The sequence below is a fragment of the uncultured Lamprocystis sp. genome, assembly GCF_903933125.1.
Taxonomy (GTDB): Bacteria; Pseudomonadota; Gammaproteobacteria; order Chromatiales; family Chromatiaceae; genus Thiodictyon.
Genome location: NZ_CAIZIZ010000307.1, coordinates 26,665 through 46,234, shown reverse-complemented (window position 1 = coordinate 46,234; position 19,570 = coordinate 26,665). Strand labels below are relative to the sequence as shown.

The window sequence follows — 19,570 nt, the reverse complement described above, 5'->3', positions numbered from 1 at the left end:
TGGCGCCTATGGGCGAATGCCCCGTCCGGCTTGGGCACATCGACGCCGAACGCGACCAGCGCCCGTTCACCACCGAACACATCCTGACCCGAGCCCGCACCCTGGTGCCGCTGTCGAAACGAGAACTGCTTCTTCCGGCGTGATTAGCCCGCCACCGCGAGCAAGCGGTTGAGGCGGAAGACTCCAGCGGGGCGGAGCGGCGCTCAACCCGCCGGAAACAACCCCGCGATAGTGGCCTGGATCGCCGCGGCGGCGGCATGCGGATCAGCGGCATCGCGGATCGGCCGACCCACGACGATATAGTCCGCGCCATTGCGGAACGCCTGCTCGACATTGACGACGCGCTTCTGATCATCGGCGCGCACGGTGTTGTCGACCGGGCGGATACTCGGCGAGACGATCAAGAACTGTTCGCCGAGATCCTCGCGCAGGCGGGCCGCCTCAAGGCCCGAGGAGATCACTCCATCGCAGCCCAGCTTCAGTGCCTTGCGGGCACGCGACAGCACTAATTCCTCGACATCGCATTGAAAGCCCAAGGATTCCAGATCGGAGCGGTCCAGACTGGTCAGGACGGTCACGGCCAGGATTTTCAGGTCGCTCTTCTCGCGGGCGGCGGCCTCCAACATGGTGTCGTTGCCATGCACGGTGGCGAAGTCGACGCCGCGGTCTTTGAGTTGCCGGACCGCCCGGGCGACGGTTTCCGGGACATCGAAGAACTTGAGGTCGCAGAACACCCGCTTGCCCTGGCCGCGCAGCCATTCGATCAGCTCGAAATAGCCGCCGGCCATGAAAAGCTCCAGACCGATCTTGTAGAACACGACGGTGGGGCCGAGCAGGTTGACCAGTGCCTCGGCCGCCGCGCGGTCGGGAACGTCGAGCGCAAGGATCAGGCGTTCGTTACGGGGAATGGCTTTTTGCGACAGATGGCTGTTCATGCGCGGCAACCTTGGTAGACGGGGAAAACGACTGAGTTGACCGCGACGCGCGGCGAATGAGCGCAAGCACTCAGGTCAAACACGACACCCACAAAAAAGGCCGCAAAATGCGGCCTATTGTGTTTGACTGAATTGGCGTCCCCACGGAGATTCGAACTCCGGTCGCCGCCGTGAAAGGGCGGTGTCCTAGGCCTCTAGACGATGGGGACCTAACTGTTTTTCTGCGGTTGCCGGACTGCTTCTATGAAGCAAGTCTCCGGTGCCGACAATAAAAAATCTGGTTTCCAGTAATGATCCGAGGAAAACCGGATTTCCGATGTTTGGTGGAGCCAGACGGGATCGAACCGTCGACCTCAACACTGCCAGTGTTGCGCTCTCCCAGCTGAGCTATGGCCCCGTCAATCGAGACGAGTAATATTAGCGGGTCATTCCAGGTTTGTCTAGTCCACTTGTTCGCGACGAATCGCGCCGAGTCGGGCGCGTCCGCCGCACCGGCTTGGCTCAGCCCCGGAATGTCTCACGCCAAGGCGCCAAGACGCCAAGGGTCTTCAAGGCAATAGCGAAAGCGGAGGCGCTCGCGGAGTGACTGGGGTCACCACGGCATTGCGCGCTTCTTGGCGTGCTTGGCGACTTGGCGCGAGATAGGTTCTTTCCAGACTCCGCGGTCGGGAGCATTCGCGACCAGTGTCCGTACCTCACCCGAGTCCTCTATGCGCCGCCCGGCGGTTGACTGCCGCGCCCACGGGTGCGATCGAGGACGCAATCCCAGCCGGAGCGACCGCGGAAGAGAGCAACCGACAACCGAACCCTGAGCATGGTCCCTTTCGGGCCGATCAACTGCGCGACGGCGACCGTTACGAACTCACCAACGGCCACCCCATCTACTGCGCCCCATCCGGGCGCGACCACGCGGGCCCGAACGCGACCGGGGCCGCCCTGCTCGACAGCGACCCGGACGTGCAGTGGACCGGGGTCGATGCCGGCTATTCCCCGGACCCCGGGACTCTGCGCGCACCCGATGTCTCGGTGGCGGGCCGCACCGGGGTGCCGGGCGGGGACGGCGGCTGGATCCCCGAGGCCCCGCCGCTCGCCCTGGAATACGCCGCCCGCGGACAGGACGAGACGGACCTGCGGACCAAGATCGCCGACCTGCTAGCCCATGGCACCCGCCTGGTATGGGTGGTACGCCTGATCGGCCCGCGCCGGGTCGAGGTCCATGCCCCGGGGCAGCCGATGCAGACCCTCGGCGTCGGCGAGCAACTCCTGGCCCCAGGCATCCTGCGCAATCCGGTCCCGGTCGCCGCCCTGTTCGACCGCGCCGCCGCCCAGGACATGATCCTGCGCAACCTCTTGCAGCGCCGCGGCTACACGGACCTGGCTGCCATCCATGAGGCAGGGCGGAAGGAAGGCCTGGCTGACGCGATCCTGACCGTGCTCAGCGCCCGCGGCCTGGCGGTCGACGACTGCACCCGCGAGCGCCTGCGCAGTACCCGCGACCCCGAACGCCGGCGCGCCTGGCTGCTCGCCGCGAGGCGTTCGGCAATGGGGTCTGATAATCATTGGATGGATTATGGAAAGCTTTGCATAATCGTTCCGATGATTGTCAGACCCCGAAAGTGTCCATGTTCTACTTCCCGATTGTTGCCATGAAAGTCGGGCGGGGCTGGAGACAAAAACAACCCTCGCAGTCTCGCAGAGACACGATAAGAGTACGGCGCTAACTGAGCCTCCGGCGCTGAGTCAAGCACCAAACCGTAGATGCCTATAACTGCGCGGCCTTGGCTCGGCCCCCTAAGCGTAGCCCGACTTTCATGGGAGGGGGTGGGCGCGGCGATCGTGACCGTTGGGGTGAGGGACGAACCCCAACATGGTCAGCCACCGGTGGCTAGCGTTGGGGTTCCTTCGTCACCCCAACCTACGGACTTTCAATCGGGCAACCAGAGCGGGTTCAGTAATAAATGACCGATCAAGACCGCCATCGGGCTATCGGGCTATCGGGCTCGCCTCGGCCACTGACGCTATCGCGGAACAATCGCAGGCGCTTCTCGTCTAGACTCTGAGGCAACGACGGCCGCCGCGTCCATCGCTGATCGATCGGAGGTCTGCGGTGGGCATTTTTCCATGACCAATCGGGGGGGCAATCCATGGCCGATTTTCTGACCTGGCGCGATGAGTGGCGGACCGGCATTGACTGGATCGATGGTGATCACCGGGAACTCGGCGCCTTACTGAACCAACTGGTTGCGGTCAACGAGCGCGCGGTACAGGGTGTGTTACCCCCCTACCCGGGCGCCATGAACGGTGGGGTCCTCGTCACATTGGACGCCCTGATTACGCTCACGCGCCGCCATTTCGTCGCCGAGGAGTCGTTTCTGCGGGGCATCCGCTTCCCTGGCTATGATGCGCACCGTTGCGAGCATGAGCTGCAACTTGCCGAGTTTGTCGACTTGCGCCGGACCCTGAGCGAGGTGCCCGGTCAGTGCCTTGGCACTGAGACCGTGCAGGACTTCAAGCGCTGGTTCTTCAACCATGTGATGGCCGAGGATCGGGATTATGTGGATTACTATCAAGAGCATCTGGCCCGCGGCTCACAGCAGCGGGCGGACTTGGCGCCGCGCGGTTGAGCGGATTCGCGGCGACTCGCACCCGCTCCGGCGTTGCGACGCGCGGGTCGATGGTCCGGCCGCGGCGCTCCCCCGAAACGATCAGTTCACTTGAAATAGCCATAAAATCATATAATATTAGAGTTATCTAATATTTCTTGGTGTAGTCACCATGCGTCTGATCCATCCCGCGGCAACCCTGGCCGCAGTGTTCTCCCTCGCCGCCTGGGCGACGGACCCGGCACCGGTGCTTAAGCCGGATCAGGAACGGGCGCCCGCTTCCACGATCGTCGCGATGCCGGCCGCCTTAACGACCGCCGCCGCCGAGCGTCGTACCGTCCCCCGCGAATATCGGCTGGACGGCGTGGTGGAGGCGGTCAATCGCACCACGGTCGCGGCCCAGACCCAGGGCCAAGTGCAGGAAATTTTCTACGACGTGGATGATGTCGTGCAGAAGGACGCGGTGATCGCCCGCATCAAGGATACCGAACACCGCACCCGGGTCGCTCAGGCCGCGGCCGACGCCAAGTCCGCTGCCGCCCAGTTGCAGCAGGCGCGCGACGAGCATACGCGGGTCGCGGGGCTCTATCAGAAGAAGAACGTGTCCGACTCGGCCATGGACAAGGCGACCGCCGATCTGGCCAGCGCGCGGGCTGCCCTGGAGGCGGCAAACGCCCGGCTGGAGCAGGCCGAGGAGCAGTTGAAATACACCGAGGTGCGTGCCCCTTATTCGGGTATCGTCACCCACCGCCATATGGAGGTGGGTGAGATCGCCAGCCCCGGCTCGCCGGTCATGAGCGGCATCTCGACCGATGAGCTGCGGGTGATCGTCGATGTCCCGCAGAGTGTGATCCCGGCGGTGCGCGCGGGCGGATCGGCGCGGGTCTATCTCCCGGACGGTCAGTTGATCGAGACGCGGGCCATCACGGTCTTTCCCTTTGCCGACCTGGAGTCCAACACCTTCAAGGTGCGAATCGAACTGCCCCGCGAGACGCCGGCGCTCTTTCCCGGCATGTTGGTGAAAACCGGCTTCGTGGTCGGCGAGCGGGCTGAACTCACGGTGCCCAAGCCGGCCGTGGTTCACCGCTCCGAGGTCACCGGGGTCTACGTGGTGATGGCCGATGAGCATGTGCATTTCCGGCAGGTGCGCCTCGGCCGCACCCTGGAAGATGCCTACGTGGTGCTGTCGGGTCTGAGCGAGGGCGAGTTGGTCGCCTTGGACCCGATTGCGGCTGGCGTACTGCTGAAGTCCCAGGGCGCGCAGCGGCACGCCGGGGACGGGAGCGCCCGGCATGACTAACGAGCCTGTCGGACTGGGCCTCGCCGGCCGGATCGCGGCGCGCTTTCAGGCGACCGAAATTACTCCGTTGCTGGCCGTGGTCGGGCTCCTGCTGGGGCTGTTCGCCGTGATGGTCACGCCGCGCGAGGAAGAACCGCAGATCAATGTCACCTTCGCCGATGTTTTCATCCCCTTCCCCGGGGCCTCGGCAAGCGAGATCGAGCATCTGGTGGCCGGACCCGCCGAGCAGGTCCTTTCCGAGATCAAGGGCATCGAACACGTTTACTCGGTCTCCCGCCCAGGGATGGCCGTGGTCACCGTCCAGTTCAAGGTGGGAGAAGACAACACCGATGCGATCGTGCGCCTGTTCAGCAAGGTGCAGAGCAATCAGGACTGGCTGCCGGCGAACCTGGGCGTCGGGATGCCGATCGTCAAGCCCAAGGGTATCGACGACGTGCCCATCATCACCGCCACCCTGTGGTCCAAGGGCTCTGCCGCGGACAACGGCAAGGGGGCCTTCGAGCTGGGTCAGGTCGCCCATGCCATCGAGCAGGAGATCAAGCGCGTTCCCGGCACCCGCGACGTCTATACCCTGGGGGTACCGCGGCAACTGGTGCGGGTGCTGTTGCAGCCGCAAGCCCTGGCCGGCTACGGCATCGACCTCACCGACCTGCGCCGCGCGCTGCAGGCCGGCAATCTCAATGCCGATAACCTGACGGTCACCGCCGACAATCAGGAGGTGCTGATCCAGGCCGGAACCTTCCTGTCGAGCCCCGAGGAGATCGGCGATCTGGTGGTGGGTTTGCACGCCGGGCGCCCCGTCTACTTGCGTGACGTGGCGACCATCGAACGCGGTCCCGAGCAGCCGGAGAGCTACGCTTGGCTGGGTGCCGGTCCCGGTGCGCATCATGTCGGTGTGGATCTCAAGGGCACCACCCCGGCAGTGACCATCGCGGTGGCCAAGCAGGAGGGGGTGAACGCGGTGGATGTCGCCCAGCGTGTCATCGACCGCCTGGAGCAACTGCACGGCACCTTCATCCCCGAGGACGTCGAGGTCACGGTGACCCGCAACTATGGCGCTACGGCCGACGCCAAGGCGAAAAAACTGATCACCAAACTCGCGTTCGCGACTATCTCCGTCATCCTGCTGGTGTGGCTGGCGGTGGGCTGGCGCGAGTCCCTCATCGTCGGCGCCGCGGTGGTCGTCACTCTGGCGCTGACGCTGTTCGCCTCCTGGGCCTGGGGCTTCACGCTCAATCGCGTCTCGCTCTTTGCGCTGATCTTCTCCATCGGCATCCTGGTGGACGACGCCATTGTGGTGGTGGAGAACATCCACCGGCACATGGTCATGTCGCAGTCCCGACTGCTGGACCTGATGCCGCGCGCGGTCGACGAGGTGGGCGGGCCGACGATCCTGGCCACCTTCACGGTCATCGCGGCCCTGCTGCCGATGGCGTTCGTCAGCGGCCTGATGGAACCCTATATGTCGCCGATTCCCATCAACGCGTCCATGGGCATGCTGATCTCGCTCGCCGTCGCCTTCATCTTCACGCCTTGGATGACCAACTTCATGCTCGGCCGGCGCCATGACCAGGCCTTGGCCGCGGGCCGGGCGCCGGGTCATGGGCATGGTGCTGCCAACGACGGGTGGCTCGCGCGCCTGTTCGGGACCGTTATCGGCCCCTTCCTGGCGGGCCGCCGGGGCCATGTCAACCGTTGGCTGCTGTTGCTCGGCATCCTGCTGCTGATCGGCGGTTCCCTGCTGCTCGTGGTCAACCGGGCGGTCGTCCTCAAGATGCTGCCCTTCGATAATAAGAGCGAGTTTCAGGTGGTCCTGGACATGCCGGAGGGGACCAGTCTGGAGCAGACCGCGCGGGTACTCGCCGAGATGGGCGAATACCTGGCGACGGTTCCCGAGGTCACCGACTACCAGGCCTATGCCGGCACCGCCGCGCCCATCAACTTCAACGGCCTGGTGCGCCAATACTATTTGCGTGCCGGCGCGCACCTGGGTGACCTCCAGGTCAATCTGGTGGACAAGCATGACCGTGACCAGCAGAGCCATGCGATCACGCTGGGGTTGCGCGAACCGCTGCAAACGATCGCCCTGCGCCACGGCGGCAATGCCAAACTCGTCGAAATCCCGCCGGGACCGCCGGTGCTCTCACCTTTGGTCGCGGAAGTCTATGGACTCGATTACGCGGGTCAGATCGCGCAGGCGCGTCAGGTGCGGGCGGCGTTCGAGTCGACCGCGGACATCGTCGATGTAGACGACTCGGTGGAACATCCGGCCAGGAAACTTGTGGTGGAGATAGACCGCGCCAAGGCGGCGCGTCTGGGCGTCACCCAGGCCAGCGTCGCCGCGGCACTCTCCACCGTTCTCAAGGGCGAGGACATGAGCTTCCTGCACGGGGCTAACGTCAAATATGCCGTGCCCATTCGGGTGGAGTACGCCGAGGCCGACAAGGCCGACCTGGATCAGGTGCTGGCCCTGCGGGTGCGGTCACAGAGCGGTGCGCTGGTGCCGCTGTCGGAGATCGTCAGCCTGGCGGAGACCTCCCGCGCGCCCAGCATCTACCACAAGGATTTGCTGCCGGTGGTCTATGTCACCGGCGACATGGCCGGCCCCACCGACAGCCCGCTCTATGGTCTGTTCGAGATCGCGGCCACGCTTACCGACCAGTTGAACCTGCCGCAGTGGTACACCCAGCAGCCCGGCAATCCCTATGAATACAGCATCAAGTGGGACGGTGAATGGCAGGTCACCTATGAGACTTTCCGCGATATGGGAATCGCCTACGGCGTGGGTCTGATTCTCATCTATCTGCTGGTGGTCGCGCAGTTTCGCAGCTATCTGGTCCCGCTGATCATCATGGCGCCCATTCCATTGACCATCATCGGCATTCTGCCCGGTCATGCGCTCCTGGGTGCCAAGTTCACCGCCACTTCCATGATCGGCATGATTGCGCTGGCCGGCATCATCGTGCGCAACTCCATCCTGCTGGTGGACTTCATCAACCAGCAGGTGCGCGAGGGTCGGCCGTTCGCCGAGGCCGTCATCAACTCCGCCGTGGTGCGCGCCAAGCCGATCGTCCTGACCGCGGTCGCCGCCATGGCCGGCGCTGTCTTCATCCTCGACGACCCGATCTTTTCGGGGCTGGCGGTCTCGCTGCTGTTCGGACTCTTTGTCTCCACCGTGCTGACCCTGGTGGTCATCCCGGTGGTGTACTACGGGGTCATGGTCAAGCGGGTGGAGTGGATTCGGACGGCGACGGGCTAAGGCGATTTCCAGGAATAAACACCCCAAGTGCGCACGCCCGCAGGATCCGTAGAGGGCTGTAGGGGCGAATTCATTCGCCCCTACAACCCAACAGGCTTTCTGCGCATGCGCAGTCGGGATGCCTATTCACGGAAACTGCCTTAGGGGCGACTAAAGTCGCCCCTACAGGTTGGTACATCGTTTCCCGGAAATCACCTAAGGCGATTTCTGTCAATCTTCTTTGGTTTCGCTACCGATCCTCGCGGGTGTGCCACAACCGCAGCATAGAGATTGTACCGTCGCGAATTTCGTAGCGTATTTCGTAGTGTCCAACGATTATCCGTCGGACATCGCGTGGCTCGAACTCTTCCAGCTTTTCACCGATCCGCGGATTCGCCGCCAGTCCGGCCGCCGCGGCGGTGAGTTTCTGGACCGTGCGCGCTGCGGCCGGCTTGTTCACCAGCGCCAGGAACTCGTGCAGCCGCGTCAAGTCCGATAGTGCCTTGCTCGTCCACGTCAGTCTCATCAACGAGGTACCGACAACGGGTCGGCCGTGCTGAGGCTATCGGCCCAGGCTTGCACGGCTTGGTGGTCGATGACGTGCCCGGCGTCCACATCGGCTAAGGCTTCGCGAGTCAAACGGCTGCGTTCGTCTTCCTGGTCAATCCAGGCCGCCAACGCTTGCTTGACGATCCACCCGCGGGAACGGTCGAGACGGACCGCCAACCGATCGACCTTGTCCGCCAACGCAAGGGGTACGTGTGCTGTAAACACTTTGGTATCTGTCTGTGCCATGGTCTGGTCTCCTACTGTTTAATCTTTCTGAATCATAAAGATTTAAAGCGATTTAAACAAGATGGGAGACCTCGCCAACTCCGGCCCTGGCCCCGCTCCCTGGCGTACTTGGCGCGCCACCTGGGCGCGTGCCCTCTCCGGCGCGGCCCACCCTTACGGCCTGTGCGACCGCGTACCGACGGTCCAGGGAGTCTATAATGCGCGTCTTTGCGTGGGTCGAGAGGTAGCGTCGATGGTTAAGGGCAAGATCAACAAGGTGGTGCTGGCATACTCCGGAGGGCTGGATACCTCGGTCATTCTGCGGTGGCTGCAGGATGTCTACGGTTGTGAGGTGGTGACTTTCACCGCCGATATCGGGCAGGGGGAGGAACTGGAGCCGGCGCGCGCCAAGGCGACAGCCGCCGGAGTCAAGGAGATCTATATCGACGATCTGCGCGAGGAGTTCGTCGGTGATTTCGTGTTTCCCATGCTGCGCGCCAACGCGCTCTACGAGGGCGAGTACAAGCTCGGCACCTCGATTGCCCGTCCGCTGATCGCCAAGCGGTTGGTGGAGATTGCCATCGCGACCGGGGCCGACGCCATTTCCCACGGGGCGACCGGCAAGGGGAACGATCAGGTGCGTTTCGAGCTGACCGCGTATGCGCTCAAGCCCGACATCCAGATCATCGCCCCCTGGCGGGAGTGGGACCTGCTCTCACGCGAGAAGCTCCTCGCCTATGCCGAGGAGCACCAGATCCCGGTCGAGATGAAACGTGACGGCACCAAGTCGCCCTACTCGATGGATGCCAATCTGCTGCATATCTCCTACGAGGGCTATGACCTGGAAGACCCCTGGGTCGAGCCCGGCAAGCCGATGTGGCGCTGGACCCTGGCCCCGGAGGATGCCCAGAACACGCCGCGCGAGATCACCCTGACCTTCGCGGGAGGCGACTGTGTGGCGGTGGACGGCCACGCGATGAGCCCGGCCACGCTGCTGGCCGAGCTCAATCGCATCGGCGGCGAGAACGGCATCGGCCGCGATGATATCGTTGAGAACCGCTTTGTCGGCATGAAGTCGCGCGGCTGCTACGAGACGCCCGGCGGTACCATCCTGCTCAAGGCGCATCGCGCCATGGAGTCACTGACCCTGGATCGGGAGGCGGCGCATTTGAAAGACGAGTTGATGCCCCGCTACGCCAGCCTGGTCTATAACGGGTTCTGGTTCAGTCCGGAGCGACTGATGATGCAGGCGGCCATCGACCAGACTCAAAGCGTGGTCAACGGCGAGGTGCGCCTGAAGCTCTACAAGGGCAACGTCATGGTGGTCGGCCGGCGCTCCGCCAGCGACAGCCTGTTCGACGCATCAATCGCCACCTTCGAGGAGGATGCCGGGGCTTACGATCAAAGTGATGCCACCGGGTTCATCCGGCTCAATGCACTGCGGCTGCGGGTGGCCGGGCGTAAGCGGGGCGGGCCATGATCACTGTTCCGGCCAAAGCGACCATTGGGAATTATCCACAGATGTCACAGATGTTCACAGATGAAGAAATATCTGTGTTCATCTGTGAGCATCTGTGGATCAGCTTTCCGCCCCAGGGTCTCGGCGGCCGCTGGCTGGAACGATGATCAAGGCCGCGGGGCGTCCCGCGCGTTGCGGCGTCATGGGTCCTCGGCGGGCTGAAGGAACAGGTCCTCATAATCGTCCGGCAGCGGGTCCGCGGGCGGCGGCATTGCCGGTGTGGCAACGGCCGCCGAGGTCTGTGGCGACACGACCGGCGCCGGGTCCGCAATCCCTTCCTCGATCTCGGTGAGCAGGTACGGGAAGAAGGGATTGCTGGCGATCCGGAACAAGGAGTCCAGGTTGACGATCAAGGCGCCGCGCTCCCCGCGCGCGGCGATGGCGCCGAGATGTGCCCCGAAGAATTCGTTCGGATTCGGCTCCAGGCCGTAGAGTGAATCGTCCAGCGGAAAGGGGATGGCGACGTGGGAGAGTGAGAAGATCTGGATGGGATAGGGAATCCCGAGCCGCCGGGTCTGCGCGGTAGTCGCGCCGGGGGCGATGGTGCGGGCCACGGTGTCCGCGTCATCCGTGTCGGCATTGGCGATGATGGTGATCCGGTAGCGCTGCGGCAGGGTCGGCAGCAGGCGATCGATCGCCGCCGCGGTGGCCGGACGCATCAGCGGACCGAATTTGATCGTCCGATTCACGTCGAACAGCACCAGTTCACTGCCGTTCTCGGGCAAATGGGCATAGAGCCCGGAGATGATCGCGGGCGTGCTGACGGTGAAGTCCAGCACCGATTGGAAGGTCAGGATCGGCGCCAGCCCGGTCAGGCGGCCGGCGGCGGCCAGGCGTTGCGTCTGTCGCCGCAGGGCGTCGGTCAGGCGATGGGACTGGACCGCGCCGTTGACCGGAAAAGAGTTGTATTTGAACGGGTTGAATTCGGGCAGCAGGCCCAGCCAGGCGGCCTTTTCAAACGCGGGCAGGAGCGCCGGCAGCGCGGCAAGCCCGGCCATGCCGGCGAAGCGGGTGATGCCGATCATTGGGGAGATCAGGATCAGGCGGTCCGGCCGTGCCAGTTGTGGGTCCTCGATGGCATCGAGTGCGTACTTGACGGCCAAGGCCCCGCCGTTGGAGAAGCCGACCAGATGCAAAGGGGCAGCGGGATCGCTGCGTAGTCGGGCCGCGCGGACGGCCAACCGGGTTGCCGCCATCCAGTCTTCCCACTCCACCGCGGTCAAGGCCGCGGGAACCGTGCCATGGGCCGGCAGGCGAATGCCGATGACCAGGAAGCCGTGCTCGCGGTAGCGCCGCGCGATGTGGCGCAGGCTGTAGGGCGAATCGGTCAGGCCGTGCAGCATCACCACGGCGCCGCGGGGCTTCCCCTCGGGTTCCAGCAGATAGGAGTGGTTCCAGTCTTCGAACAGATTCGCGGGGTAAACCGGGCTGCCATCGAAGTAGCGGTTGTAGGGGACGCGGTCCTCCGGGTCCAGTTGCTGAGTCACCTCGACCCGCATGCGCTCAAAGATCGCGTTCTCGGCCTGGAGATACTGATCCCAGTTCGCGGCGTCCATCTCGTTCACGGTCAGTTCGTCCGGCACGAAGGTGTGCCAGGGTTCCAGCGGCGGCCCGTTCAGTGCGACATAGGTCCGCAACCCGAGCAGGCTCGCCGCGACTACCGCCAGCGTGATCAGCCCGCGAGTCAGATAACGTCTGAAGCGACTTCGGTTGGATGGCGGCACGCCGTTCTCTCCCCTGTGGGTTCCGAGTGCCCGGAGCCCGTTCGGTAAAATTGAAACGGCTCCGGTTCGTCTCAAGCGCGGCGCTTGGGGCGAACAGCGGAGCCTTGATTGGTCCCGTTTAACGATCAAGCGCCGGGGCGGCCCGCCCCGGCGTTCCAGACGCGGTTGCTCAGGCGAACTCGGCGGAGGTCTGCGTCGTCCGGAACACCAGCCAGAGACCGAAGATCAGCACCGCCACCTCGGCGCCCAGCAGCAGGATAAGCGACATCAGGCTCATGATGTCGACCGCCGACACCCAACTGGCGCCGACCGCGCCCGCCATCTGCGCCTGCACCACCGGCACGCCGGCTTGCGGTGCGGACAAGAAGTAGAACAGGAGATGGCCGACCTCGAGCAGCATCACGGTCATCGAGAACAGGATGCCCAGGACGCTGGCAACCACCCCGGTCCAGGCGGTTGCCGTCAGCGAGCCCTGTGAGGGGCGCGTGCTCGCGTCCGCGATGCGGGGGGCGAGGCGGGTGTAACGAAAAAACCAGAAGATCGTGAACAGCAGGATCAGGAAGCTGATCATCGTCAGGTATTCGACGAGCGCGAGCCCGGCTCGCGGTCCGGTCAGCGACCGGCTGAACACGAAAGTATAGAACATCAGGACGACCGGGAGTGCGCCCATGACGACCTGGACCCAGAAGCCGGTCCAGCCGAGACGTCGGAACGCGTTGGCGAGGCTGTGACTCTGCGACGGCTTTAAACTTTCAGCGAGCTTGTTGAACATGGTTTTTGTGCCTTCTCGACAGTTGTGATCGGAATAGGCGGTGGTCAGGGGCGCGCAGGCCCGGCAACCCAGAAATTCTGCGCTCAACCGATGCCGCCGAACGCTATAATCGACTACTAAATCATACCCCATCGACGATTCAAGGAAAAGTCGGAGCTTCCACAACAATGGTTTGCTTGAAATGAAGATGAACCGCGAAATCGCGTCAACGATTGTCGGCGTGCTGATGGGGCTGTCGATGTCGGCCGACGCGGCAATGGTGAGCATTCTCGAGAGGGATTTTGAGAGCGGGGACCTGGGTGCCGCGTCCATCACGACCCCGGAGGGCAACAGCTGGGTCAACCCGCGTCCAGCGGTCGAAGCCGGCGGCATCAACGGCAGCGGACCCGCAATCGGCACCTTCGACGGGTTTTTCAACAGTCGTTTCATGGCGGTCGGCGATCTCAGCGGCAACATCGGCTTGTCGAACTCCGGTCGCTCCTATGTTGACTTCGCGCTGAGCCTCCCGAGCGCCCTGACCTCGCTGACGATCGGCTACGACTGGGTGTTCGATACCAATAACCCCGCTAACACCAACCCAGACCTGTTCAGTGTAGAGTTTTTGGTTGGATCTAATGCTTACAGTTACTTGCAGGGCTCAGCTACGTCCCTGACACCCAACCGACCAGAGTTGGTCAGCACGACACGCGGTACTTTCAGCGCGACGCTGACCGGCGCGGTGCTCAGCGATTTGCTCTCCGCCGGGGTCAATCAAATACGCTTTAATCTGCTGGAGTCCGTCGGCAACAATTCGTCAGCGGTTGGTATCGACAACATTCTGATCACCGGCATTGTCCCCGCGCCGGCGACCTTGGGCCTGCTCGCCATCGGCCTCGCCGGCGGTGTCGTTGCCCGACGCAAGGCCAAGCACTGACGCAACGATGCCCCCGGTGCCGCATGGTGACCGCGGCGAGGCGCAGTCGCTGCAGTGCCATGACGCGTCGACGGTGGTTTACCCATAGCGCGGACAGGTCTATCATCGCCCGCTTTTCCTCGACGCCCGCTGCGGCGGCATCGGAGTGCCTGTGGATACTCAGACCGATCGACACTTTCTGGTCACGCCCGGCGCGACCGGGACGGGCCTGAGCGGGCGCCTGCAAGTACCGGGCGACAAGTCAATCTCCCATCGGTCGATCATGCTTGCCGCCATCGCGGACGGTGAGACCCGCATCGAAGGCTTCCTGGAAGGCGCCGATGCGCTCGCCACCCTGGTCGCCTTCCGGCGCATGGGGGTGACCATCGAGGGGCCGGACGCGGGGCGGGTGCGGGTGCAGGGGGTGGGCCTGTGCGGCCTGGCGGCGCCGGACGGACCCTTGGACATGGGCAATTCGGGCACCTCCATGCGCTTGTTGGCTGGGCTCCTGGCCGGACAGGCGTTCACCACGGTGCTGGCCGGTGATGCGTCGCTGTCGCGCCGGCCGATGCGTCGGGTGACTGATCCCTTGGGGTTGATGGGGGCGAACATTCTGGGAACAGCCGCGGGCACCGCACCGCTGACGATCACGCCAGTTCCGCGGCTGCACGGGATCAGCTATCCCATGCCGGTGGCGAGTGCCCAAGTCAAGTCCAGCCTGCTCCTGGCCGGGCTCTACGCGCAGGGCGACACCTGCGTGAGCGAGCCGGCCCCGACCCGTGACCACACGGAACGGATGCTGAGCGGTTTCGGCTACAGTGTCCGGCGCAGCGGCGCGCAGGTCTGTCTCACCGGCGGCGGCCGGCTCACCGGCTGCCGGCTCCAGATCCCGGCGGACATCTCGTCGGCCGCTTTCTTTCTGGTTGGCGCCAGCATCGCGCCCCACTCGGACTTGCTGCTGACTGGGGTTGGCGTCAATCCGACCCGAATCGGCGTGATCACGATTCTGCGCGCCATGGGCGCCGACATCGAACTGCTGGACCCGCGCACCGTCGGCGGTGAGCCGGTGGCGGACCTGCGGGTGCGCGCGGCGCCGCTGCACGGCATCCGCATCCCGGTGGATCAGGTGCCTTATGCCATCGACGAATTTCCCGCCCTGTTCATTGCCGCGGCCTGCGCCCAGGGCGAGACCATCCTGACCGGGGCAGAGGAACTGCGGGTCAAGGAAAGTGACCGCATTGCGGTGATGGCGGACGGTCTGACCCGGCTCGGCATCGCCGTCGAGCCGCGTCCGGACGGCATCCGCATCGTCGGCGGCCGGATCGGCGCCGGGAGTGTGGAGGCGCACGCCGATCACCGCATCGCCATGGCCTTTGCCATCGCCGGACTGCGTGCGGCCGGTCCGCTCGAGGTCCGCGACTGCGCCAACGTGGAGACCTCCTTTCCGGGGTTTGCCGGGCTGGCGGCAGCGGTCGGCCTCGGGATCGAGGAGCGCGAAGGTGGGTGTTGCGCATGACGCCGATCATCACCATCGATGGCCCCTCCGGAACCGGCAAGGGCACCCTGGCCGTGCGTCTGGCGCACCATCTGCGCTGGCATTGCCTCGACAGTGGGGCACTCTATCGGGTGTTGGGTCTGGCCGCCGGTCGACGCGCGATCGACTTGGAGGACGCGGCGGCCCTGGCCGCGTTGGCCGCGCAGCTTGACGTGACCTTCGTGGACGGGCGGGTGCTGCTGGACGGCGAGGACCTGGGTGACGCGATCCGCACCGAGACCGCCGGGATGGCGGCCTCGCGGGTGGCCGCGCACCCGGCCGTGCGGGCAGCCTTACTCGACTGGCAGCGGCGCCAAGCCCGCGGCCCCGGGTTGGTGGCTGACGGGCGTGATATGGGGACCGTGGTGTTCCCACAGGCGCCACTGAAAGTGTTTCTCGACGCCAGCGCCGAGGAGCGCGCCGCGCGCCGATATAAACAGTTGATAGGCAAAGGATTGAGTGCTAACCTTGCCGACCTTGCGGTGGACATCCGCGAACGGGATACCCGTGACCGCAATCGCCCCGTTGCACCCTTGCGACCGGCGGCGGGGGCGCTGATGGTCGATTCCACCGCCCTGTCCATCAATGATGTTTTCGAACTGATCCTTGAAGAGGTGAGGCGCGTCTTCCCGGATCAGGTCCCCTGAGGGTGCAGCCGAGCCGCTCGGCCGCACGCTCGCGGTGTTCCGGCTTGCGCCGGGACACCACCGGAACGGCCGGCACAGCAGGTGCCGGCCTTGTGTTTTACCCACTTCCCCCCCGCACCGGACGGAGCGGGACAGCGTGCCTCTCCAGGTATACAGGTTCCCATGACCGAAAGTTTTGCTGATCTATTCGAACAAAGTCTGGCCACGACCCAACTCCAGCCGGGTGCCATCGTCACCGGCATCGTGATGGAAATCACCAACGACAGCGTGGTGATCAACGCCGGACTCAAGTCCGAGGGCGTCATCCCCAAGAGCCAGTTCCTGGGTCCCGACGGCCAGCTTGAAGTCGCCGTCGGCGACGAGGTGCTGGTGGCACTGGACGCCGTCGAGGACGGCTTCGGCGTGACTCGTCTGTCGCGTGAAAAAGCCAAGCGCTTCGCGGCGTGGGACTTCCTGGAGAAGGCCTTCGAGGCGGGCGATACCGTCAAGGGCCTGATCAACGGCAAGGTCAAGGGCGGCTTTACGGTCGAACTGGGAACCGTGCGCGCCTTCCTCCCCGGCTCGTTGGTCGACGTGCGTCCGGTGCGCGATACCGCGTATCTGGAAGGCAAGGAGCAAGAGTTCAAGGTCATCAAGCTCGACCGCAAGCGCAACAACGTGGTGGTCTCCCGCCGCGCGGTCGTAGAGGAAGAATACAGCGCCGAGCGCGACCAGCTCCTGAAGAACCTGGAAGAGGGCATGGAAGTCACCGGCGTGGTCAAGAATTTGACCGACTACGGCGCCTTCCTGGACCTGGGCGGCATCGACGGCCTGCTGCACATCACCGACATGGCCTGGCGTCGCGTCAAGCACCCCAATGAGGTGGTTGAAATCGGCCAGGAGATTCAGGTCAAGGTTCTCAAGTTCGACCGTGACCGCCAACGTGTCTCCCTGGGTCTGAAGCAGATGGGCGAGGACCCCTGGGTCAATATCTCGCGCCGCTATCCCGAGAGCACCCGGGTCTTCGGCAAGGTCACCAACATTGCCGATTACGGCTGCTTCGTGGAGATCGAGGAAGGCGTCGAGGGCTTGGTGCACGTCTCCGAGATGGACTGGACCAACAAGAACATCCACCCCAGCAAGGTCGTCAATCTGGGCGACGAGGTGGAGGTCATGGTGCTGGACATCGACGAGGAGCGCCGCCGCATCTCGCTGGGTATCAAGCAGTGCGCCATGAACCCCTGGGATGAGTTCGGCGTCACCCACAAGAAGGGCGATCACGTCTCCGGGAAGATCAAGTCGATCACCGACTTCGGTATCTTCATCGGTCTGGACGGCGGGATCGACGGCCTGGTCCATTTGTCCGACATCTCCTGGGACGAGCCCGGCGAGCAGGCGCTGCGCCGCTACAAGAAGGGCGACGAGCTGGAGACCGTGGTGCTGTCCGTGGACCCGGAGCGGGAGCGTATCTCGCTGGGTGTCAAACAGCTCGATCGCGATCCGTTCTCCAGCTTCGTGGCACTGCATGAAAAGGGTAGTTTCGTGAACGGGACCATCACCGAGATCGATGCCAAGGGCGCCACGATCGCCTTGGGCGACGGCGTTGAAGGTTACCTGCGCGCCTCGGAGATCTCCCGCGATCGTGTCGAGGATGCGCGCGCCGTGCTCAAACTGGGCGAGGAAGTCGAGGCCAAGTTCCTGGGCGTAGACCGCAAGAACCGCACCATCTCACTGTCCATCAAGGCGAAGGATCAGGATGAGGAGCAGGCGGCGATCAAGGGCTATTCCCGTGAAACCACCGGCGGCGCGACCACCTTGGGCGATCTGATCAGAGAGCAGATGGAAGAGGCGCAGCGCGACTGACCGTCGCCTCTGGGGTACTAAGCCATTGTCGGGGGGCCATGCGGCCCCCCGCTCCAATCCCTCTCAGGAATCAAGGCAATGACGAAATCGGAGTTGATCGACGTTTTGGCCGCCGCGCAGGACCACCTTCCCTATAAGGACGTGGAGGAAGCGGTACGCAGGGTCATCGACCGGATGAGCGGCGCCCTGGCCACGGGTGAGCGCATCGAAATTCGCGGATTTGGCAGCTTCTCACTGCATTACCGTCCGCCGCGCATTGGACGCAACCCCAAGACCGGCGATTCAGTCGCGCTGGCCGGCAAGCATGTTCCTCATTTCAAGCCCGGCAAGGAACTGCGTGATCGGGTCAATGATGCCTACCAGGCGGTTCAGGAAGAGGAGCAGAATCCCAAGCATGCGACGGGCACTCGGCGCGCGACCTAGCAGCCTGTCGGACTTGATGAGGTAACCGATTGAAGTTAAAGAGTTTCAGCTTTTTTGGCGCAAATTTTTTATCTTCTATAATCAAGTTCTTACGCTGCAAGTCCGACAAACTGCTAGAGCCTTGGTTTGACCTCGGCATGTTCCGCTGGGGCTGCCGGCTGTCCGCGCGCGCCGGGATTTCAGTATTTTCCACGCGCCAGTCTCCGGGACACTGGTCAAGTGGGGCCGTCTGGTTCAAACTCCGCCGACCGCCAAGCCCGGCGCGATGTGACGCGTGACCCACGACTGACCCCCCGACCGATGGAGAGTACCCGCCATGAAATCCGCTTCGCTGCTGTTTGGACTCTTGTTGCTGCTCTGTGTCTTGGTCGTTCAGGCCGAGGAGCCCATCGCCATCAAGTTCAGTCACGTGGTGGCTGCCGATACCCCGAAAGGCAAAGCGGCCGAACGTTTCGCCCAACTGGCCAAAGAGAAGACCCAGGGCCGGGTGGAAGTGACCGTTTACCCCAATAGCACGCTGTACAAAGACAAGGAGGAAATGGAGGCCCTGCAACTGGGTGCCGTGCAGATGTTGGCACCCTCACTGGCTAAGTTCGGCCCCTTGGGCGTCAAGGAGTTCGAGGTCTTCGACCTGCCCTACATCTTCGACGGCTACGATCAGTTGCATCAGGTGACCGAGGGTCCGATCGGCAAGGAACTCCTCGGCAAACTGGCCGACAAGGGGGTGCTGGGCCTGGCCTTCTGGGATAACGGCTTCAAGGTGATGAGCGCCAACAAGCCGCTCAAGGGCCCCAAGGATTTCCGTGGACTCAAGATGCGTATCCAGTCCTCCAAGGTGCTGGATGCCCAGATGCGCGCCCTGGGCGCCAACCCGCAGGTCATGGCCTTTTCCGAAGTCTATCAGGCACTCCAGACCGGCGTGGTGGACGGAACCGAGAACCCGCCGTCCAACCTCTATACTCAAAAAATGTTCGAGGTCCAGAAGTTCGTCACCAATTCGGAACACGGCTACCTCGGCTATGCGGTCATCGTCAATAAAGCCTTCTGGGATGGTCTGCCCGCGGATATCCGTGAGGCGCTGGACGAGGCGATGGCGGAGGCGACCGTCTATGCCAACGAGATTGCGAAACAGGAGAACATCGACGCACTCGCCAAGGTGAAGGCCAGCGGCAAGAGCGAGATCATCGAACTCACGCCTGAGCAGAAAACGGAGTGGAAGAAGCGGTTGGCCCCGGTGCACCAGCAGATGGAGGACCGCGTGGGCAAAGACCTGATCCAGTCGATCTATCAGGCGACCGGCAGCGATATCAGTAAACTCTAAGGCGATTTCCGTCATCGGTCCGCACAGCGGACCCTACGTAAGATCG

General features: G+C 63.8%; 17 protein-coding genes and 2 tRNA genes. 12 read left to right on the top strand and 7 right to left on the bottom strand.

The features are described from left to right. Positions 1 to 8: 8 nt before the first annotated feature. On the top strand, positions 9 to 143 hold the full coding sequence (locus QZY03_RS15385) for a hypothetical protein (RefSeq protein WP_295582518.1): 135 nt from the start codon (positions 9 to 11) through the stop codon (positions 141 to 143). Between the two features lie 60 nt (positions 144 to 203). Here the strand turns inward: QZY03_RS15385 and pyrF are convergent, their stop codons facing one another. From pyrF to QZY03_RS15370, 3 genes are all read right to left on the bottom strand, one after another. Then, a complete protein-coding gene (pyrF, locus tag QZY03_RS15380) occupies positions 204 to 935 on the bottom strand; it encodes an orotidine-5'-phosphate decarboxylase (RefSeq protein WP_295582516.1) in 732 nt (243 codons plus the stop codon). 133 nt (positions 936 to 1,068) lie between these two features. Next, positions 1,069 to 1,144 (bottom strand) — tRNA-Glu (locus tag QZY03_RS15375). Positions 1,145 to 1,256: 112 nt separating this feature from the next. Further along, positions 1,257 to 1,332, bottom strand: a tRNA-Ala gene (locus tag QZY03_RS15370). Between the two features lie 365 nt (positions 1,333 to 1,697). Here QZY03_RS15370 and QZY03_RS15365 point away from each other — a divergent pair. The 4 genes from QZY03_RS15365 to QZY03_RS15350 all read left to right on the top strand — a co-directional run bounded on the left by QZY03_RS15365 (position 1,698) and on the right by QZY03_RS15350 (position 8,097). Beyond that, a complete protein-coding gene (locus QZY03_RS15365) occupies positions 1,698 to 2,585 on the top strand; it encodes a Uma2 family endonuclease (RefSeq protein ID WP_295582537.1) in 888 nt (295 codons plus the stop codon). A gap of 494 nt (positions 2,586 to 3,079) precedes the next feature. Next, positions 3,080 to 3,559: a hemerythrin domain-containing protein gene (locus QZY03_RS15360; protein ID WP_295582515.1), complete on the top strand. Its 480-nt coding sequence runs from the start codon at positions 3,080 to 3,082 to the stop codon at positions 3,557 to 3,559. A gap of 151 nt (positions 3,560 to 3,710) precedes the next feature. Further along, positions 3,711 to 4,838, top strand: coding sequence for an efflux RND transporter periplasmic adaptor subunit (locus QZY03_RS15355; protein ID WP_295582513.1), 1,128 nt, complete (start codon positions 3,711 to 3,713; stop codon positions 4,836 to 4,838). Continuing rightward, positions 4,831 to 8,097: an efflux RND transporter permease subunit gene (locus QZY03_RS15350; protein ID WP_295582511.1), complete on the top strand. Its 3,267-nt coding sequence runs from the start codon at positions 4,831 to 4,833 to the stop codon at positions 8,095 to 8,097. Before QZY03_RS15355 ends, QZY03_RS15350 begins: the two co-directional genes overlap by 8 nt. A gap of 229 nt (positions 8,098 to 8,326) precedes the next feature. Here the strand turns inward: QZY03_RS15350 and QZY03_RS15345 are convergent, their stop codons facing one another. Both QZY03_RS15345 and QZY03_RS15340 read right to left on the bottom strand, forming a co-directional pair. After that, positions 8,327 to 8,602 (bottom strand): type II toxin-antitoxin system RelE/ParE family toxin, encoded by a 276-nt coding sequence (locus tag QZY03_RS15345; RefSeq protein ID WP_295582509.1) that lies wholly within the window; start codon positions 8,600 to 8,602, stop codon positions 8,327 to 8,329. Continuing rightward, positions 8,602 to 8,871, bottom strand: coding sequence for a CopG family ribbon-helix-helix protein (locus tag QZY03_RS15340; protein ID WP_295582507.1), 270 nt, complete (start codon positions 8,869 to 8,871; stop codon positions 8,602 to 8,604). Before QZY03_RS15340 ends, QZY03_RS15345 begins: the two co-directional genes overlap by 1 nt. A gap of 232 nt (positions 8,872 to 9,103) precedes the next feature. Between QZY03_RS15340 and QZY03_RS15335 the strand changes: the two genes are divergently transcribed. Then, positions 9,104 to 10,330: an argininosuccinate synthase gene (locus QZY03_RS15335; RefSeq protein WP_295582505.1), complete on the top strand. Its 1,227-nt coding sequence runs from the start codon at positions 9,104 to 9,106 to the stop codon at positions 10,328 to 10,330. 179 nt (positions 10,331 to 10,509) lie between these two features. Here QZY03_RS15335 and QZY03_RS15330 read toward each other — a convergent pair whose 3' ends face one another. Both QZY03_RS15330 and QZY03_RS15325 read right to left on the bottom strand, forming a co-directional pair. After that, complete coding sequence (locus tag QZY03_RS15330; RefSeq protein ID WP_295582503.1) at positions 10,510 to 12,093, bottom strand: carboxylesterase; 1,584 nt, start codon at positions 12,091 to 12,093, stop codon at positions 10,510 to 10,512. 169 nt (positions 12,094 to 12,262) lie between these two features. Then, complete coding sequence (locus QZY03_RS15325) at positions 12,263 to 12,952, bottom strand: DUF3611 family protein (protein WP_295582502.1); 690 nt, start codon at positions 12,950 to 12,952, stop codon at positions 12,263 to 12,265. A 100-nt stretch (positions 12,953 to 13,052) separates the two neighbouring features. On the opposite strand from QZY03_RS15325, the gene QZY03_RS15320 reads away from it, so the two are divergent. The 6 genes from QZY03_RS15320 to QZY03_RS15295 all read left to right on the top strand — a co-directional run bounded on the left by QZY03_RS15320 (position 13,053) and on the right by QZY03_RS15295 (position 19,524). Beyond that, positions 13,053 to 13,778 (top strand): PEP-CTERM sorting domain-containing protein, encoded by a 726-nt coding sequence (locus QZY03_RS15320; protein WP_295582500.1) that lies wholly within the window; start codon positions 13,053 to 13,055, stop codon positions 13,776 to 13,778. 151 nt (positions 13,779 to 13,929) lie between these two features. Continuing rightward, positions 13,930 to 15,273, top strand: coding sequence for a 3-phosphoshikimate 1-carboxyvinyltransferase (aroA, locus tag QZY03_RS15315; RefSeq protein WP_295582498.1), 1,344 nt, complete (start codon positions 13,930 to 13,932; stop codon positions 15,271 to 15,273). After that, positions 15,270 to 15,938, top strand: a complete 669-nt coding sequence (cmk, locus tag QZY03_RS15310; RefSeq protein ID WP_295582496.1) for a (d)CMP kinase — start codon at positions 15,270 to 15,272, stop codon at positions 15,936 to 15,938. Before aroA ends, cmk begins: the two co-directional genes overlap by 4 nt. Before the next feature lie 162 nt (positions 15,939 to 16,100). Next, positions 16,101 to 17,780: a 30S ribosomal protein S1 gene (gene rpsA / locus QZY03_RS15305; protein ID WP_020505018.1), complete on the top strand. Its 1,680-nt coding sequence runs from the start codon at positions 16,101 to 16,103 to the stop codon at positions 17,778 to 17,780. A gap of 78 nt (positions 17,781 to 17,858) precedes the next feature. Continuing rightward, positions 17,859 to 18,203 carry an integration host factor subunit beta gene (gene ihfB, locus QZY03_RS15300; protein ID WP_295582494.1) on the top strand — a complete coding sequence of 115 codons (345 nt, stop codon included), beginning with the start codon at positions 17,859 to 17,861 and terminating at the stop codon, positions 18,201 to 18,203. 316 nt (positions 18,204 to 18,519) lie between these two features. Then, positions 18,520 to 19,524 (top strand): TRAP transporter substrate-binding protein, encoded by a 1,005-nt coding sequence (locus QZY03_RS15295; RefSeq protein WP_295582492.1) that lies wholly within the window; start codon positions 18,520 to 18,522, stop codon positions 19,522 to 19,524. Positions 19,525 to 19,570 lie beyond the last annotated feature (46 nt).

Coding starts and splice junctions, on each gene's coding strand:
- QZY03_RS15385 (WP_295582518.1), top strand. CDS start 9: ATGGGCGAATGCCCCGTCCGGCTTGGGCACATCGACGCCGAACGCGAC.
- pyrF (WP_295582516.1), bottom strand. CDS start 935: ATGAACAGCCATCTGTCGCAAAAAGCCATTCCCCGTAACGAACGCCTG.
- QZY03_RS15360 (WP_295582515.1), top strand. CDS start 3,080: ATGGCCGATTTTCTGACCTGGCGCGATGAGTGGCGGACCGGCATTGAC.
- QZY03_RS15355 (WP_295582513.1), top strand. CDS start 3,711: ATGCGTCTGATCCATCCCGCGGCAACCCTGGCCGCAGTGTTCTCCCTC.
- QZY03_RS15350 (WP_295582511.1), top strand. CDS start 4,831: ATGACTAACGAGCCTGTCGGACTGGGCCTCGCCGGCCGGATCGCGGCG.
- QZY03_RS15345 (WP_295582509.1), bottom strand. CDS start 8,602: ATGAGACTGACGTGGACGAGCAAGGCACTATCGGACTTGACGCGGCTG.
- QZY03_RS15340 (WP_295582507.1), bottom strand. CDS start 8,871: ATGGCACAGACAGATACCAAAGTGTTTACAGCACACGTACCCCTTGCG.
- QZY03_RS15335 (WP_295582505.1), top strand. CDS start 9,104: ATGGTTAAGGGCAAGATCAACAAGGTGGTGCTGGCATACTCCGGAGGG.
- QZY03_RS15320 (WP_295582500.1), top strand. CDS start 13,053: ATGAACCGCGAAATCGCGTCAACGATTGTCGGCGTGCTGATGGGGCTG.
- cmk (WP_295582496.1), top strand. CDS start 15,270: ATGACGCCGATCATCACCATCGATGGCCCCTCCGGAACCGGCAAGGGC.
- rpsA (WP_020505018.1), top strand. CDS start 16,101: ATGACCGAAAGTTTTGCTGATCTATTCGAACAAAGTCTGGCCACGACC.
- ihfB (WP_295582494.1), top strand. CDS start 17,859: ATGACGAAATCGGAGTTGATCGACGTTTTGGCCGCCGCGCAGGACCAC.
- QZY03_RS15295 (WP_295582492.1), top strand. CDS start 18,520: ATGAAATCCGCTTCGCTGCTGTTTGGACTCTTGTTGCTGCTCTGTGTC.